This window comes from Methylomonas sp. EFPC3 (genome assembly GCF_029643245.1).
GTDB classification, from domain to species: Bacteria; Pseudomonadota; Gammaproteobacteria; order Methylococcales; family Methylomonadaceae; genus Methylomonas; species Methylomonas koyamae_B.
Genome location: NZ_CP116398.1, coordinates 811,826 through 829,291, shown reverse-complemented (window position 1 = coordinate 829,291; position 17,466 = coordinate 811,826). Strand labels below are relative to the sequence as shown.

The 17,466-nt window shown below is 57.5% G+C and carries 15 protein-coding genes; 2 read left to right on the top strand and 13 right to left on the bottom strand.

All coding sequences use genetic code 11. The features are described 5' to 3' along the window. Position 1 precedes the first annotated feature (1 nt). The 6 genes from PL263_RS03685 to PL263_RS03660 all read right to left on the bottom strand — a co-directional run bounded on the left by PL263_RS03685 (position 2) and on the right by PL263_RS03660 (position 5,966). Positions 2–538 (bottom strand): ATP/GTP-binding protein, encoded by a 537-nt coding sequence (locus PL263_RS03685; protein ID WP_140912875.1) that lies wholly within the window; start codon positions 536–538, stop codon positions 2–4. A gap of 21 nt (positions 539–559) precedes the next feature. Continuing rightward, the gene (locus tag PL263_RS03680) at positions 560–1,768 is read right to left on the bottom strand and encodes a hypothetical protein (RefSeq protein ID WP_278211737.1); all 1,209 of its coding nucleotides are present in this window, start codon (positions 1,766–1,768) and stop codon (positions 560–562) included. Next, positions 1,765–2,469: a hypothetical protein gene (locus tag PL263_RS03675; protein ID WP_278211736.1), complete on the bottom strand. Its 705-nt coding sequence runs from the start codon at positions 2,467–2,469 to the stop codon at positions 1,765–1,767. The genes PL263_RS03680 and PL263_RS03675 overlap by 4 nt, the downstream gene beginning before the upstream one ends. A 63-nt stretch (positions 2,470–2,532) precedes the next feature. Further along, positions 2,533–3,924, bottom strand: a complete 1,392-nt coding sequence (gene argH / locus PL263_RS03670) for an argininosuccinate lyase (protein ID WP_278211735.1) — start codon at positions 3,922–3,924, stop codon at positions 2,533–2,535. 57 nt (positions 3,925–3,981) lie between these two features. Next, the gene (locus PL263_RS03665; protein WP_278211734.1) at positions 3,982–5,301 is read right to left on the bottom strand and encodes a sensor histidine kinase; all 1,320 of its coding nucleotides are present in this window, start codon (positions 5,299–5,301) and stop codon (positions 3,982–3,984) included. Further along, positions 5,301–5,966, bottom strand: a complete 666-nt coding sequence (locus tag PL263_RS03660) for a response regulator transcription factor (RefSeq protein WP_278211733.1) — start codon at positions 5,964–5,966, stop codon at positions 5,301–5,303. The genes PL263_RS03665 and PL263_RS03660 overlap by 1 nt, the downstream gene beginning before the upstream one ends. A 135-nt stretch (positions 5,967–6,101) precedes the next feature. Here PL263_RS03660 and PL263_RS03655 point away from each other — a divergent pair, with 135 nt between their 5' ends. Both PL263_RS03655 and PL263_RS03650 read left to right on the top strand, forming a co-directional pair. Then, a complete protein-coding gene (locus tag PL263_RS03655; protein WP_278211732.1) occupies positions 6,102–6,749 on the top strand; it encodes a cytochrome b/b6 domain-containing protein in 648 nt (215 codons plus the stop codon). Between the two features lie 98 nt (positions 6,750–6,847). Continuing rightward, positions 6,848–7,963, top strand: a complete 1,116-nt coding sequence (locus PL263_RS03650) for a hypothetical protein (protein WP_278211731.1) — start codon at positions 6,848–6,850, stop codon at positions 7,961–7,963. Positions 7,964–8,043: 80 nt separating this feature from the next. On the opposite strand, the gene PL263_RS03645 is transcribed toward PL263_RS03650, so the two are convergent. The 7 genes from PL263_RS03645 to PL263_RS03615 form a co-directional block, all read right to left on the bottom strand. After that, a complete protein-coding gene (locus tag PL263_RS03645; RefSeq protein ID WP_278211730.1) occupies positions 8,044–10,137 on the bottom strand; it encodes an EAL domain-containing protein in 2,094 nt (697 codons plus the stop codon). Then, positions 10,134–13,127, bottom strand: a complete 2,994-nt coding sequence (locus tag PL263_RS03640; protein WP_278211729.1) for a response regulator — start codon at positions 13,125–13,127, stop codon at positions 10,134–10,136. The genes PL263_RS03645 and PL263_RS03640 overlap by 4 nt, the downstream gene beginning before the upstream one ends. Continuing rightward, positions 13,127–13,750, bottom strand: a complete 624-nt coding sequence (locus tag PL263_RS03635; protein ID WP_278211728.1) for a chemotaxis protein CheX — start codon at positions 13,748–13,750, stop codon at positions 13,127–13,129. Before PL263_RS03635 ends, PL263_RS03640 begins: the two co-directional genes overlap by 1 nt. Further along, entirely contained in the window at positions 13,740–14,093 is a 354-nt protein-coding gene (locus PL263_RS03630; RefSeq protein WP_278211727.1) for a response regulator, read from the bottom strand. The genes PL263_RS03635 and PL263_RS03630 overlap by 11 nt, the downstream gene beginning before the upstream one ends. Before the next feature lie 348 nt (positions 14,094–14,441). Beyond that, positions 14,442–15,245, bottom strand: coding sequence for a F0F1 ATP synthase subunit gamma (locus tag PL263_RS03625; protein WP_278211726.1), 804 nt, complete (start codon positions 15,243–15,245; stop codon positions 14,442–14,444). Continuing rightward, the gene (locus tag PL263_RS03620) at positions 15,242–16,681 is read right to left on the bottom strand and encodes a F0F1 ATP synthase subunit alpha (protein ID WP_278211725.1); all 1,440 of its coding nucleotides are present in this window, start codon (positions 16,679–16,681) and stop codon (positions 15,242–15,244) included. Before PL263_RS03620 ends, PL263_RS03625 begins: the two co-directional genes overlap by 4 nt. After that, positions 16,674–17,429 carry a F0F1 ATP synthase subunit delta gene (locus PL263_RS03615; RefSeq protein ID WP_278211724.1) on the bottom strand — a complete coding sequence of 252 codons (756 nt, stop codon included), beginning with the start codon at positions 17,427–17,429 and terminating at the stop codon, positions 16,674–16,676. The genes PL263_RS03620 and PL263_RS03615 overlap by 8 nt, the downstream gene beginning before the upstream one ends. Positions 17,430–17,466: the final 37 nt, after the last annotated feature.

Sequence of the window (17,466 nt, the reverse complement as noted above, 5' to 3'; positions counted from 1 at the left end):
CCTACTCCGCCATACCGGGATCGAGCGAATACAACAAGGCCTGCACCAATAACGAAACGTCGTTCTTTTCGCGGGCGTCCACCGCAAACACCGGCGGTTTGATGCCGAATTCCTGCAAGCGCGAGTGGTAATCGTCTATGGTCGGCCGGTTGCTGAGATCCATTTGGGTGACGCCGATGGCCAGACTGGTATCGCTGATAAATTTACTGAACGCATCCAGAAAGAACTTCATATCCTGAAACGGATCTGCGCGGGTGTTATCTAACAGCAAAATCAAGCCGATGCCGCCATTGACCAGAATGTCCCACATGAAATCGAAGCGTTCCTGCCCAGGGGTACCGTACAAATGGATCTTCTCGCCGCCGGCCAGATTCATCACGCCATAATCCATCGCCACCGTGGTCGAAGCTTTGCGGTTTTTGGTCATGTCGCTGGCCGCCGCATCGGTTTTCACCGGCGGCGTGTCGCTGATGGCGTTGATCGCGGTGGTTTTTCCGGCCCCAACCGGACCGGTGAAAATAATTTTGTATTGGCTCATCGAGATTCCTGCTGAGAGCGGCTAGGCACCGCGCAATTTACTGAGAATTTTGCGTAACAGGCCTTGGTTCTGCGCCCGATCCGGTACCGGCGGGGCGATCACTGCATCCGCTTCGCGCTCGCTTTGCCGCAACATTCCCAAGGCATGGCATGCGCTGATAAACGCAAACACATATTGCGGCTTGACGTTCAACACTCGACAAACCGCAATTGGCGTGGTCGGTGTTTTGACCAGCAATGCAGCAATCCGCAGCGCATCGGGCGTGATGACCAAGCGGGTGAAATTGGGCCAGCGCAACAGAAATACCGGCCGCTGAATATCCAGTCCGATCGGAAACCGCCCTTTCGAAGTCCATAGCGCCAGCTTCCAGATAAACCCTGCCACGTCCTGATATTTCTCCGGGTCCCGTTCCTTATCGACGGCAACCGGTTCCAAAGCCGATAAACTCATATTGCCGGCGGTGCCGGATTTGAAGGCGACGCCGGCAAATGCCCGTAATTGTTTGTCGTCCGCATCCAGCCACACTTCATTCTGCTCGGGAAAAATATACAGCGGCTTCCAGATCGAACTCAGCCGCAACGGCCGCACCTGCAATCCGGCGGTTTTCACGGCCGACTGCACATAACCCAGGAAAAACTGGCGCGGATCGTAACAAGCGGTCGGTAATTGCACCTCGTCGTCGAAATCGATATCGCCGAGCGTACCCAAAAACGCGGTAAAACCGCCTTCGTTGAGTTGCATCGCCGATTGGTGCTTAGCGGTCTTTTGCCGTTCCGCGTTAGCGGCGGGTTGGCTCGGTTTCACCGGCTTGACGTAGACGTCCAGCGTAGTTTTGGGCGGTGCTACAGGCCGTTGCTCTACCGCGGCAGTGACCGCCGGGGCTGGCGCCGGTTTGACTTCCGGCGCTTTTAGCAAGGCACCGATTTTGTCCAACACCCCGAGAATTTGCTCGACATTGACCGGCTTTTTGACGAAAAAAGTGTTGTCGATCTGTAAGGTCTGCAAGGACAGCAGGATGATCGGGCGGCCGGGCCGTGCCGCCTTGCACTGCTCCAGGATTTCCCGCGCCTTGACATGGTCGGCATCGATCATGTCGATCTGTGCCTCTTCAGCCGGGACGACGACTGCCGCACCGCGGCACGGGCCTTTCAGATACATTTCCATGGTCTTGCAAGTGCGGCCGTCCATCCCGTGCAAGGCAATCCGGTAGGAATGGGCCGTCTTAGTCATGACGCTTGCCGTTGGAAAATATCTGCCAGCGCCTGCCAATCGTCCGCTAACGGAATAGCCAATTCGGCGAAGCTTCTTCTGGCATGTTCAAACCGCTCGCGGCTGCCGGTAGAACGGTAAAGTTCCAATAACGCCCGTTGCAATTCGGTCCGTTCCGGATCGATTCCCACCGCACTTTCCAGTACGTCCATCGCCTGATCGAGTTGGCTGTATTCGATGAAGTCGTTAGCCAGTGTCAGAGGGTCATGACTGGGAGCGATCGGCGCTTCGATTTGCACGAGCAATTTGCTCCGGCCCTGCAGCCCGCCGGTGAATAAGGAATAGCGATTGCCGATTTGCTGGGGATCGTGCCGCGCCAATTCAAACAGGATATGGCAATGACGCTTGTCCAGACCCGACCGGCAAGCGTTGAGCAGTCGCCGGGCCAGCGCTTCGCCTTTGCCTTCCAGCACCAGCAACAAATCCAGCAGCGCCCCGTACAGCGCCGCCGGCAGCCGGTTTCGGAAACAGAAATGAATCCGCCGCAGGTGCGCCAGCAGATCGAGCGGATTCCGCCGAACCTTGACCGACAACACTCTGAGCGCGGACTCCGCGGACGATTCGCAACCGAAGCTCCCCAGTTCCCCGTCCAGCCAAAAATCGCTGTCAGGCTTCGGATCGGCTTGCTTGTCGACGATTAAAGTCGAATGAAAAACGGCCATCGCTACCTTCCTTCAAAAACGATGCCGGAAGGTTAGCAGTTAGGCCGGTTATTTCCAGATTGTTTATCCGGTTATTTGGTGTCTTGCTTCACAGATTGCCTTACGCACCGTCTCCGGAGCCGTACCACCGATCAGGGAACGCGCGGCAACCGAACCTTCCAGGGAAAGAATATCGAACACATCAGCGCCGATCGCGGCGGAAAACTCCTGCAACTCGGCCAAGGTCAGTTCCGATAAATCCCGGCCGCTGTTCAAACCCAGGCGCACGGCTTGGCCGACCACTTCGTGCGCATCGCGAAAGGCCATGCCTTTACGCACCAGATAATCCGCCAGATCGGTAGCCGTCGCAAAACCGCGCTTGGCGGACTGGTACATGTTTTCCCGTTTGGCTTCGACGCGCGGCATCATGTCGGCGAAGGCGCGCAGGCAATTGACCAAGGTATCGGCCGTGTCGAACAACGGTTCCTTGTCTTCCTGGTTATCTTTGTTGTAAGCCAAAGGCTGGCTTTTCATCAGCATCAACAACGAAATCAAATGCCCGGCCACCCGGCCGGATTTACCGCGCACCAATTCCGGCACGTCCGGATTTTTCTTTTGCGGCATGATAGACGAGCCGGTGCAGAAGGCATCCGGAATGTCGATGAAATCGAATTGGGCGCTGGCCCATAACACCAGTTCCTCGGAAAATCGCGACAAATGCATCATCAACACGCTGCCGGCGGCGGCGAATTCGATCGCAAAATCGCGGTCGCTGACCGAATCCAGCGAGTTATTCGACGGCCGGCTGAAGCCCAACAACTCGGCGGTCATGAAACGATCCAGCGGGTAGCTGGTACCGGCCAATGCCGCAGCACCTAGCGGCATCACGTTCAGGCGCTTGGCGCAATCCAGAAAACGCTCGCGGTCGCGGCTGAGCATCTCGAACCAGGCCATCAAGTGGTGGCCGAAAGTGACCGGTTGCGCCACCTGCAAATGGGTGAAGCCGGGCATGATGGTATCGGCTTCCTGCTCGGCCTTGTCCAACAATGCCAACTGCAAGCGCTGCAACTGGCCGAGGATATTGCCGATTTCGTCGCGCAGATACAAACGAATGTCGGTCGCCACCTGGTCGTTGCGGGAACGGCCGGTATGCAGCTTCTTGCCGGCGATGCCGATCAGGTCGGTCAGGCGCGCTTCGATATTCATGTGCACATCTTCCTGCTTCACCGACCAGACGAATTCACCGCGTTCGATCTCGCCGCCGATTTGGGCCAAACCGTTGCGGATGTCCGCCAATTCCTGCTCGGTCAGAATACCGATCTTGCACAGCATCGCCGCATGCGCCAGCGAGCCTTGGATATCTTGTTGCGCCATGCGTTGGTCGAAATTGACCGATGCGGTGAATTCCTCGACGAAGGCGTCGGTGGCTTCGGCAAAACGGGCGCTGGAGAGTTTTTCGGAATTAACGGTGGTCATGATACTCGGCAGATTGATCGAACAAAAAAGGCCGATTATACCCGCCGCGGCCGGCGTTCAGCGCGGGAATTGCACGCTGACGCGCAGACCGCCGAGCCGCGGCGAGCGCTCGATACTCAATTTGCCGCGATAGAACTCGGCAATATCGCGCACGATCGCCAGCCCCAGACCGTGGCCTTGTACCGCTTCGTCCAGGCGCAAGCCGCGCCGGCTGAGCTGCTGCATCTCCGCTGCCGAGCATCCCGGCCCGTCGTCCTCGACCGTGATGCGCATGGTCTGCGTGCACTCGATTTCCACAACGACGCATCGTTCAGCCCACTTGCAAGCGTTGTCCAGCAAATTGCCGATCAATTCCAACATGTCTTCCCTATCGAAATTGAGCGGCCGATCCGGCACACTGATTTGAAAGTCCAGCACCTTTTCCGAGTAAATGTTGCGCAACAGCTGGGTCAAGGCGTCCAGTTCTTCCTGCGGATTAAACACGCTGGCCGATTGCAAGTTGCCGGACAAACGGGCCCGTTTCAATTCGCGCTCGATGCGTTCGTGCATTTTTTGGGCTTGTTGCTGTAACTGTTGCTGCAGCTCCGGATCAGCCGCCAAAACCGGGCTCTCCGCCAATCTGAACAGCATCGCCAACGGCGTTTTCAGCGAGTGCGCCAGATTGCCGATTGCGGTCCGCGACTGGTACAGGCGCCGCTCGACCAACAGCAACAGACGGTTGACTTCCCCGACCAGGGGTTTGATTTCCAGCGGCACCCGGGTTTGGATTTGTGGTTTGCGGCCGCCGGCAATCTCCGCCAGCTCGGCGCGCACGGCCTGCAACGGATGCAAAGCACGCCGGACATCGCCGGTTTGCAAACCGATGGCCAGCAGCAATACCAACACCGTCAACAGCAAGTACGCCAGCCGGATATGGTCGATATCGCGGCCGATATCGGTCAAGTCCTCGGCTATTGCAATCGAAACCGGATGGCCGAAGCGTTGCAAGCCCCGATTCAAAACCAATAGCGGCTGCTTTTGTGGCCCGTCGGTGTGGTGAAACAACTGCACCGTGCCGGCAGGCAGAGCGGGAAACGGCAAGGTTTCGCTTTGCAAAGACTGGGAATAGTAAGTTCTTGGGCCGATGTGCAATACAAAATAGTGGCCGGAAAACGCCTGGCCGTAGACAGTGCCGATGTGGGAACTGTCGAACTCCAGCAGGCCGTCGCCATTGGGCTGCAAGGTATCGATCAGAGAGTCGGCATCGTGCTGCAAACGGGTCGTCATCTGCTTTTCGGCAACGGCCCGGATCACCCAGTCCGCCGCCAGCCAATGGCCGACAAACACCGCGCTCAAAATCAACATCAAGCCGCGATTCAAACGACGTTGCAACGACATCAGGCTTTCTCGCCGAACACGTAACCCTGGCCGCGGCGGGTGGCGATCAGATCGTTGCCCAACTTGCGCCGCAAGCGATTGACGTAAACCTCGATCACGTTGCTGGCCGGATCGCTATCGCATTGGTAGATATGTTCCAGCAGATGGGTTCTGGTCAAGACTTTGCCAGGATGCAACATGAAATAACGCAGCAAGCGAAATTCGATCGCCGTCAGTTGTTCCGGGCGGCCGCCGTTAACGCTGACCGTTTGCGCATCCTCGTCCAGCGTCAAACCGCAACCGGCCAGTTGCGGCTGCATCCGGCCGTGAAAGCGCTTCAACAAGGCCTGCACCCGGGCCAACAGTTCTTCGATATGAAACGGCTTACCCAGGTAGTCGTCGGCGCCGGCTTTGAAGCCGTCGACTTTCTCGTGCCAGGCGTCGCGGGCGGTCAACACGATCACCGGCACATGGTTTTCCGCCTGCCGCCAATGCCGCAACACCTCCAGGCCGGGCATTTTCGGCAAGCCCAGATCCAGAATCACGATGTCGTAGGATTCGGTCGAGCCCAGGAACTCGGCGGCCTCGCCGTCCATCGCGCAATCCACGGCAAAACCGGCAGTTTCCAGCTCGAGTTTTAGCGATCTCGACAAACCCGGATCGTCTTCCACCAACAATAAACGCATAGGCGGCGCTCATCTCCCGCATGTAAATCGCTCAGAGTTTAATGGTTTATCTGCCGGTGCGGCGATTTTTAAGATTGGTTTCATTTCGCCTGACTAAAATGCCGGCCATACCTCAACCATTCTGGAGCTTGAACCATGCAAAACCAAAATTCGGTAGCTGTCTGGGATATTTTCGTCCGCGTGTTCCATTGGTCGCTGGTCACCGCATTTGCAGTCGCGTACGTCACCAGTGAAGAAGAAAATCCCTGGCACATCTACGCTGGCTACACGGTACTGGGCTTGATCAGCGCAAGATTGGTCTGGGGCTTCGTCGGCGGCCGCTATGCCCGATTCAGCCAATTTGTGCGCTCTCCGGCTGCCGTGTGGCGTTATGTTTCCCAACTGCGCCAAGGCACTGCGCCGCGTTACCTGGGCCACAATCCGCTCGGCGGCTGGATGGTTTTGGCATTGCTGGCTACGCTGTTCGTGGTGACGATCAGCGGCTTGAAAGTCTACGCCATCGAAGAAGGCCGCGGCCCACTGGCGCAGGACAGCCGCATGCTCAGCGTAATCGGCGCCGCCCACGCCGAAGAGGAAGCGGAAGGCAAAGGCAAGTCGGCTGAAGCTGGAGATGAGGCCGAGGAATTCTGGGAGGAAATTCACGAGGTCGCCAGCAATCTGATGTTGGTCTTGATTGCGATCCATGTGCTGGGCGTGGTCGTTTCCAGCAAAGTCCATAAGGAAGGTTTGGTGAAGGCCATGATCAGCGGACGCAAACCGAAATCACCAAACTGTGAGGATTAACACAGTTTTCATGTTGAATTCATCTTGGTTTGCTATAAGGCATGCCGTCGTCGTGTAGACGATCTGCTTAGTCAAGTCCCAGCCAACCAGGAGCAATAATGGCGACCACACTCAAAACCCAGGCGTATGCCGCAACATTCTCTTTAGTCCTGTTACCCAATATTGCTTCGGCGAGTTTTCTCGGTTTTCTGGGCAATTTCGACGTCGTTAACGATACCGGCAACACCGCCCACGGCTTCGAAATCGAACTCGAAGGCCTGCACAGTAGCGACATTACCGACACCTTCGGCGGCGCCGGCCGCGGCTTCCCCAGCGGCACCGGCTTCGACCCCGGCAATGCGGTGGTGCGTTACGGCGCGCCAATGATCAGCGAATACACTAACGGTGCCGTATTTGGAACCCGGGTCACCTACGCCAGCGCGTGGGATGCCGCCAGCCAATCCTGGTTTTTCGGCACGCCGAGCGGCAACTTCGTCACCCCCGGAGACAACTGCTGGACCGGCGGCGGCGTCGGCTACAGCGCCGCCACCCCATGCGACCATTTCGGCGTCGGCACCAGTAAAAACGCCAGCAAAACCACCTATAGCTGGCTGTTCGACGACGGCAGCAATACCGGCAAACTCACCAACAGCAACGGCAACGTGGTGCTGCCGGCACCGAATTGGAACGTGATTCCGGCCGATCCGGCTCCAGCCGGTCAGCCGCAACCGCAACCGGTGGTGGTGGCCGATATTCGCGCCCCGCAAGCGGAGCTTGAGGGCCAATTCGGCGAAGCGATCTGGGTGAAAGTATTCCGTACCGAGCTGGAGAGGGAAGTCGGACTGGAAGAGTTAATCGGCGGCAATCCGGTTATTGAAAAAGCCGAAACCGAAATCGAATGGCAGTTATTGCAAACCGATCCGGGCAACCCGGACGCCGGCAAATTGGAAGCCGGCTATAAAAACGTACTGGGCCAGAACGCGGAATCGGTGATCTTCCGTTACGAATTTTACAAGTATGCCGGCGAGTACGACCCGGAAAACCATGAAGCCAAAGCCAGCAGCGACTCGAACCCGTTGGATACCGAAATCGGTACTTACCTCGGTGCTCAGAACGGCGCGGTCAATCTGAATGCTGTCGCGCCGGTGCCGGTACCGGCTGCATTTTGGTTTATGGGCTCCGGGGTATTGGGACTGTTGGCAGCCCAGCGCCGCAAACGGGCTGAGGCAGTTTGATCCGGCGCTAACCCGTTTGATACCGTTCGCATTGAGCCGGCCCTAAAACGGCACAGCGCGAACGGTTTTCGCCGGCTGCGTCAATCCTCGGATTGCTGACGCCGCAACAACGCTTCGAAGTCTCGCTCCGATAGCGGTTTCGCAAAATAATAACCTTGGGCTTCGTCACAGCCGTGGGCGATCAGGAAAGCCAAATGCTCCGAGGTTTCCACGCCTTCGGCGATCACCTTGAAGCCCAGATTGTGTGCCAACGCGATCGTGGCCGAGGCGATCGCTCCATTATTGCGTTCGCCAACGTCGGCGGAAATATCTTGAACGAAGGCCGCGTCGATCTTCAAACGATCCAACGGCAAATTTTTCAGCTGGCCCAACGACGAATAGCCTTGGCCGAAGTCGTCCAAGGCCACCGTGATGCCTATTTCGCGAAACGACTGCAACATTTCGCCGGCCTGCACCGGTGAGGTCATTACGGCGGTCTCGGTAATTTCCAATTCCAACTCCAGCGACTGAGGGCTAATGTCGGCCAGCACCAGTGCCCGCTTTACCGCTTCGTACAGGCCTTTGTTTTGAAACTGTTTGGCCGAGACGTTGATGCCGATCCGCTTTAGCGGTAATCCTTGCGCTATCCATTCGCCCGCCCGCCGACAGGCGTTTTCCAGCACCCACTCGCCGATTTTGTAAATTTGGTTGGTCTCCTCCGCCAGCGGAATGAACACCGAGGGCGAAATCAATCCCTTGACGGGATGGCGCCAGCGCAACAACACCTCGGCACCCAACAAACGTTCGTCCGGCAGCGAGAGTTGCGGCTGGAAATACAATTCGAACTGGCGTTTTTCGATCGCTTCATGCAACTGGTTTTCCAGTTCCATTTTCTCGTGGGCATTGCGATTCATTTCCGGCGAGAAAAACTGAAAATTGCCGCCGCCTTCGGACTTGGCGTGGTACATCGCAGTATCGGCGCTTTTCATCAGGTCTTCCATATGCTCGGCATTATCCGGATAGACCGCGATACCGATACTGGAAGCGGTACGCAACGTGAATTTTTCTATCGTGAACGGCTGCCCCAAGCTATGGCAGATCTTATTCGCCACCGAAGAAGCGACATCCTCTATCGCGGCAGCTCTGATTACCACCACAAACTCGTCACCGCCCAGGCGGGCAACCATGTCGTATTCCCGCAACGAGGTTTTCAGCCGCTTCGCCACCTGAATCAGCAACTGGTCGCCGATGGAATGACCCAAGGTATCGTTGATGTTCTTGAACCGATCCAAATCCAACAACATGACGGCCAATTGCTCCCCCCCACGCTTGGCAATCATTAGCGATTGTTCGAGATAGAGTTGCAAGTGCAAGCGATTCGGCAATTCGGTTAACGGATCATGGTGAGCCAAATGCTCGATCCGGGCATGGGCTTCTTTCAGATGGCTGATGTCGACGAAGTTGGCCAAATGAAACTCGATGACGCCGGTTCGGTCCCGCACGACCGACACCGTCATCATTTTGGGGAATACGCTACCGTCCTTACGCCGGTCCCAAAGTTCCCCCTGCCAGAATCCTGTGTCCCGAATACCGGCCCACATCTTCTCGTACAACTCCCGCTCGGCCTGACCGGAAGACAACATTTTCGGGTCCATGCCCAATACGTCGGCCTTATCGTATCCGGTCAGAGCCGAAAACGCGGCGTTGACGTCGATGATGCGGTTATGGCGATCGGTAATCATGATCGCCTCCCCACTGTACTCGAACACATGCGCCGCCAAACGCAACTGCACCCGGTCCGCGTGGCGCTGAATCTGGTTGTGGACCCTTACCGACAAGACATTGGGCGAGATCGGTTTGACCAAGTAATCGTCCGCGCCGAGGTGCAGGCCGGCCAACTCGTTTTGTTCCGAACTGTCGGCACTTAACAGAATCACCGGAATGTCGCCGGTTGCCGGCGACGCCCGCATCCTGCGCAATACCTCGATGCCGCCGATACCCGGCATTTTGACGTCGAGGACGACCAGTTTCGGCAGATCGTCCTGTTGCTCCAGCAAGGCTAACGCGTCCGCGCCGCTGGTCGCGGTTTTCAGGCGGAAGTCCGTCTTTAAGGCCGACACCAGCACGTGCAAGTTGGCCGGCAAATCGTCCACCAGCAGTACCAGGGGTTTTAGGCTGGGGGCACTACCGCTCACGCTTGCCCCCCAGTGCTCCATTTCCAATTCGCGAATACCTCGCGCGCTTGCCGGTGATCGAAATTGTCCAGGTGGTATTTCAACTGCCGCAATAAAGCGGAACCGTCCGAGTTGTCGGCTGCCAGTTGGTCAAGGGCCTCAAGCAATGCATCGGGAATGATTTCCTGGCGCAGCAGATACGGCTCCAATTCCAGCAAGGTCTCGGCCGAGGCAACGTAGTCGTTTTCTTCGACTTTGACGCTTGCGGCTTGCGGATGCTTACCCAGAAAAACTTGCATCTCCTTGACGGTTTCGGTGAACACCGCGTTGAATGCATCCAGCGACAAGGTCCCGCTGTCCAGCTTGATTTCCTCCATCAACCGGCTACAGGCGTCCGCCAACGCCGATGCCCCCAGATTGGCGGCAACCCCTTTCACGGCATGAATCATATTGGCCGCTTCCTTTGGATTGCGCTTGGCCAGCAATGCGGATAACTGCGCCGTAATATCGTGAAAACGCTCGATGAAGCTGCTGATCAGCCGTTGCAGCAAAGCGATGTCGCCGTCCAGCAGACGCAAACTTTGGGTCACATCCAAGATGGGCCGATGGGTTATGATCGCGGCCTGTTCGACTTGCGCCGCCAACGGGCCGCGCCGACTGAAAAGCTCCAATACCCGGGCCAGATCGGTCGGCTCTACCGGTTTCGGAATAAAATCGTCCATGCCGGCCTCCAGGCAAGCTCTGCGATCTTCGTCCAAAATGGCGGCGGTCATCGCCACGATCGGCAGATTCCGGCCTTGCGGCATTTCCCGAATCAAACGAGTGGCTTCCTGCCCTCCCATCACCGGCATGTGCAAATCCATCAACACCAAGTCGAATGTGCGGCGCTTGACAAACTCGACCGCTTCCAAACCATGCCAGGCCACTGTAACGTCTACCCCGCGTTTTTTTAAAAAATTGACGGCGACTTCCTGATTGATATCGTGATCTTCCACCAGCAACACCCTAAGCCCTTCGAAGCGGCGCCTGGTCAATTCCGGCGCAACCACGTCAGGATTGGTTTTACGGCTCAACAGCGCATCGAACAACTTGGAAGGCAGAATCGGTTTCGACAGCACGTTGTCGACGAAATGTGCATCGGGATGCCGCAGCAGCGCCTGCTTATCGTAAGCGGTGACCATCAACACCTTGAGCGGATCGTTAGCTTCTCCCCCGCTCAGCCGTTTTTTCAACTCCGCCGCCACTTGCAATCCGCTCATTCCCGGCATACGCCAATCCAGCAGCACCGCGTAAAAAGGCCACCGCTCACGCAAGGCCTGTTCTATCGCCACCAACGCTTCTTCGCCGGAACCGGCCATGACCGCATGCATCCCCCATAAACCGATCAGACGCGACAGAATATTGCGCGACGACTCGATGTCGTCCACGATCAAAACCCGCTTTCCCAGCAAGCTTTGCAAATCCCCGGCCGAGGTGTGCGACAGAACGGCCTCGCCCGGCATTAATCCCACCTCGATCGAAAAATTGACACAGGTACCCTGGCCGCAGGTACTGGTCATCTCGATACGCCCGCCCATCAGCTCCACCAGCTTCCGGGATATGGCCAATCCCAAGCCGCTGCCGCCGAACCGCCGCGTGGTCGAATTGTCGGCCTGCACAAAGGGATTGAACAGGGATTCGATTTTATCCGCCGACACGCCGATCCCGGTATCGCGGACGCTAAAAACCAGGGTCACTGTTTTTTCGGTCCGGCCATCCGCTTGTACCGACAGGTAAATTTCGCCATTTTCGGTAAATTTAATCGCGTTACTGATCAGATTGTTAAGAATTTGGGTCAGTCGATGTGGATCGCCCATCACGTAAAACGGCGTATCGGGATGAATGTCCACAAACATCTCCAAGCCTTTTTCTTCGATCTGGGCGCCGAACAAGTCGGTGACTTCCTGCAACACCGTCTCAAGTCTGATCGGCAGCTGTTCCAGCGCCACGGCACCGGACTCGAATCGGGAAAAATCCAGAATGTCATTAATGATCCGGATCAGCACCTGGCCGGACTTTCTGACTTTATCCAATTGTTCGCGTTGCTCCGCCGTCAGTTCGGTTTCCAATACCTGGCGAGTCAGACCCAAAATCGCGTTCATCGGCGTCCGGATTTCGTGGCTCATATTGGCCAAAAATTGCGATTTGGCCACCGTCGCGGCGTTGGCGGCTTCTTCTGCGCGTTTGCGTTCGGTGATATCGGTACGAATCGCCAGATACCGCCGCGGTTTCCCATTCTGGCCGATGTCCGGCACGATAGTGGTCGATACCCAGTACAGCTCGCCGCTCTTGGTCCGATTGCAGATATCGCCCTGCCAGACCTTGCCTTTGCCGATAACCTTAAACATATCCCGAAAAAACTGCTGCGAATGCAGCCCCGAGTTCAACAGCCTGTGGTTCTGGCCGATCAACTCCTCCCGCGAGTATTGGCTGACTTTGCAAAACAGATCGTTAACGTAAGTAATGGTGCCGTCCACTTCAGTAACGGCCACGATTGCGTGCTGGTCGAATGCGTATTTATGAAAACTCAGCTCGGCGACGTTATCCAGCAGTTGGCTATCGCGCTTGACCGCGGCCGTAATATCGTTGATTTGAATCAAACAAAGACTCGAATCTTCAGTATTGAGCGGCGTAACCTTCAATTGCTGATCGATGGCTGCGCCGCTGGCAGCAGTCAACGGCAGCGGATTGCGGTTTAAGGTATGGGAAATAATCGACGACATGCCGTGGCTCAAAGCAACGTCTATCGCTCTTTGCAAACTGCCGCCGGCCACATTGGGGAATAGTTCGGCTAAAGATTTGCCGAACGCCCGCTCGGCATCGATACCGCTGCACTTCGCCATCCACGGGTTCCAGGCAACGACGGCACAAGCCCGGTTCACAACGATCAATCCAAACTGGCAGTTTTCGAAAATAGCCTGAAACAGGCTTGACCTGACGAAATCCAAATCCGGCTTACTATTTCCTACCATCACATACCCAGATAAGACTTGACGCTTTGCTTGAATATCGACATCGATTCGACGTCCATCAGGAAGGTGACGTAACCCTCGACGCGGTTCTTATCGAGCGAGAACTCCATGTTCAGCAACAACACACAAGCCTCGACTTTTTCACGCAGCTCGTTGTCGGCAAGGATGTCCGCCAAAGAACCTTTCACGAATTCGGGGATGCCGCCGGAAATCCGCTGATTGAACAGATCGGCGATGCTGCACAGACAACCGTTTAATATGACATTGCCGATTTCCGCCATGGCCTCCTGTTCCATTTCGGTCAAGTCTTCCAGCGACAAGTCCTGCTGCAGTACGGCTCTGACCAACTGCAGGCTTTTTTCCTCCGGAAACAGCAGCAATACGTCGCCGCCCATCACGCCGTCGAATTGCTGGCAAACGCCGCTGACATCGCGATCGGTCTTGGCTTGAATCACCTTCAAAGCCTCCGGACGCGAGACAAAGGTCACACCGGGCACACTCAGCTTCACCTCTTCGTTGACCATTTCGCTGAGTACGCTGGCAGCGTAACCCATGCCGATATTAAGCACTTCGGCGACGGCATCTAAAAAATCTTCGTCATTCTCAATCAAGTTATCCGACATAGGCTTTGATTTTGGCTTCTGTGATCGGTTTGGGGATAAAGTCGATGTGCAATTGCACCGCCAGATTCTTTACCGCCTCTTGCACGTTGGCGGTCAGGAATGCAATCTTGGCCTCGGCTTGCATCGGACGGATGATTTCGGCCGCTTGGCCGCCTTCCATGACGGGCATGTTGTAATCCAGCAAAATGATGTCGTACTTGGCTTCGCCGGCTCTGTCGATCGCCTGCTGCCCGTTCTCGGCTTCGACGATATGCCAATCGGGATGCGCCTCCAGAATGATTTTTTTCACCATCATTCTGGACATCTTGCTGTCGTCGACAATTAAACAATGTTTTTCCGTCATGTTTTACTCCTTCTGTAATAAGTTGAAAGGATGCGGCACCGGCTGTTACCAACCAAGGCCTCCGGCCGCGCTGCGCCGGCCTGCTGGCCGCGGCGCGTTACCGGTAAACTGTAGCCCATACTCGCGGAACTTGAAGCCAAGGTCAGTCCGGGCCGCAACAGTTGCGAAAATCGAGGCAATTTTGAAACGAGAACGCAAGAGGGATTGCGCCTAGGCAGGTAGCGGTGGCACGGCGCCGGTCGGCCGGGCCGGGTTTTGCAAAACGACTGATTGAAAAGAGCAAAGTGGCCCGGCCGATCGGGTGCCGGGTCGGGCGGTTGACTTGGGGACCTGGGCGAGTGCGGTTTGCTACCGCCGGCCGACCATCAACTCGATTTCCTCGACGATTTCCTCCTGCCGCAGGCGGTTGCGCTGGCGTTGCAAGTCCTCGCCGCCGCGTTCCAGATGGCGCAGCGCGGTTTCCATCTGCATCAGCCGCATGTGGTTTTCGACCCGAATCGAACGCAACAGCAGCGCCAGCAGCACATGGAACAAGTACTGTTCGGCAACGCCCATCGCAACTGCGGCAGGACGCTGATAAGTCAACGGCAGTTCCAGCGGAACACTGCCGCCGGCAGTGGGTGGCAACGGCCACAAGCGCTGGCTGCGAGCGCCCTGCTCGTCGCGGATGCAGACCATCAAACCATAATCGCCATCGCTGCGCAGTTCGGCGACCGCCGCCAAAATCCGGTCAATCGCCGCCGGCGCATCCAGCCCGCCTTCGGCGCCGTCCAGAAAAACGGCGGATTCATGACCGTCGAATAGGCCATGCAGGCGTTCGCCCACCAAAATCAGCTGCGCTTGCGGGTCGGCCGCACCCTGCCAAAAACGCAGCACGTCTTCGTTGAAACTGCCGCAAAAGCCGCGCACTGAACCGAACAGCAACCAGATATCGCCGCGAGTGTTGGCGGTATCGGCATAAAAGCCTTCCGGCAGCGCACTGGACAAATCGAGCAAAGCGGCCGCCAACGACTCGACCACCTGCTGCTGGCTAGCTTCGCGCTTGCCGACCTTACGCAATTCGGCCAACGCAAAGCTGCGCATCGCGCCGAGGATGCCGGACAATTCGTCGAACAAGGCCAGCCGGGCTTCGACTTCGCGGCGCTGGCTCATGGCTTAGCCGCCAGCCATTGCCTGAGCGCCGCCAGCCATTGCTGCTTCGGCGAATCCAAGCTCAAGCGGGTCTCCGCCAGTTGTTGCTGCAGATAGGCCAACACCCCGGACGCTTGTTCCGGCGCGAGATCGGCCAGCATACCTTCACCGTAAGCCAGCAACCAAGCCAGATGTGCCGGTTCGGACCAGGGCTGCAAGCGGTCTTGCTTCAGAATTTCCCGCAACAGCCGGCCACGCTGTAGTTTTTCCTCGACGCTGGCTTCCAGACGGGTGCCGAAGCGGGCAAATAGCTCCAGCTCCAGAAATTGCAGATAGTCCAGCCTGATATGGGCGGCGGCGTTTTTGATGGCCGGATGCTGGGCCTTGCCGCCGATCCGCGACACCGAGCGGCCGATATCGATCGCCGGCAGGATGCCGGCGGCAAACAGTTTGCTCTCGAAATAAATCTGGCCGTCGGTAATCGAAATCAGATTGGTCGGGATGTAAGCCGACAATTCACCTTGCCGGGTTTCGATGATCGGTAGCGCGGTCATGCTGCCGCCGCCGTGTTGCAGGCTCAACACCGTCGAGCGCTCCAGCAAACGCGAATGCAGATAAAAAATGTCGCCCGGATAGGCTTCGCGGCCCGGCGGCCGTTGCAATAGTAGCGACAGCTCGCGGTAGGATTGGGCGTGGCGGGTCAGATCGTCGTAGACCACCAGGGTATCGCGGCCCAGCCGCATCCAGTGCTCGGCGATCGCGCAGCCGGCAAACGGCGCCAGATAACGAAAGCCCGGCAAGGCGTTGGCTTCGGCCACCACCAGCACGGTGTAATCCAGTGCGCCGCCGGCGCGCAAGGCTTCCAAGGTGCCGGCCACCGACGAGCGCGGTTGGCCGATCAACACCATCACGCACAACACATTGCGGCCGCGCTGGTTCAACACCGCATCCAAGGCCAGGGCGCTTTTGCCGACGCCATCGTCGCCGATGATCAATTGGCGCTGGCCCTTGCCGATCGGGATCAGACTATCGACGATCTTGCTACCGGTATAAAACGGCTCGCTGACGAAATCGCGTTCGATAATGCTCGGTGCGGCCGCTTCCAACGGCCGGAACTGGCGGGTTTGCGGCGCCGGCAAACCGTCCAGCGGACTGCCCAGCGGATCGACTACCCGGCCGAGCAAGGCGTCGCCGACGCCGATCTCCAATTTACGGCCGATGTGCTGTACCGCCATGCCGGCGGTGACGCCGCGACTCTGCGACAGCAGGATCGCGCCCAACACTTCCTTGCCGAGTTGGAATACCAAACCCGAACTACCGTCGTCGAAGCCGATCAATTCGTCGAGCCGGGCCGACGGCAGACCGCGGATCCAGGCGATGCCGTCGCCGATGCCTGCGACGCAGCCGCGTTCGGATAGGCGTAAGCCGAACCGATAGGACGTGTTCGGCTCAGTCATGGTTGGTTTGGCGGCGGAAAAAGGCCAATTCGTCGGCCAAATTGGCGTGCAACTGGCATTCGCCGACTACGGCGCGGACGCCGGCGATCAAGGCCGGGTCGATGGAGAAGTTGAAAGCCAGCTCGCGACCGGCCGCCGCCGACAATGCTTGGCCGAGCCGGCTCTGATCGGCGTCGGTTAACGGGTGGGCGCTGGCTATCGTCACCGCCGACGCCTGGATCAGAGCGGCCGCCGCTTTATGCAACGCTGCCAGATCGGCTTCCGGCAACTGCCGCAAATCTTCCAGGAAAATCTCGACGATGCGTCCGGTCAAATCCGGTCCGGCCATCCGCTGCAGCATAGCTGCGGTCTGAGCGTAGGCCTTGGCCGCCGCTTCGCGGATCAAGGCGGCTTCGCGGGTGGCGGTGGCCGCCTGATTGCGCACCCGAAACTTGGCTTCTTCGTCGGCCAAAGTTTTCCGCAGCGCGTCCAATTCGCTGCTGCGCAGTTGCGCCAACTCTTCCTCCAGCGCCCGCCGCGCGGCATCCTGTTGTTGCTGCCAATCCGCCAGGCGCGCCTGGTACTGGCGTTGCAAGGCTTCGGCTTCGGCGTGCAATTGCGCGGCGCGCTCGGTTTGCTGGTTGATGCGTTGCTGGCGGGCGTCCAGTAACGCCAAAGCCGGCCGGTACAGAAAACGCTGCAGTATCCACACCAACACCAGGAAATTGAGGATTTCCAAAATAAACGTGGTCCAGTCGAGTTGCATCATGGCAGAGGTCCGGTGGATTGGAGGGCGATAGCGATCA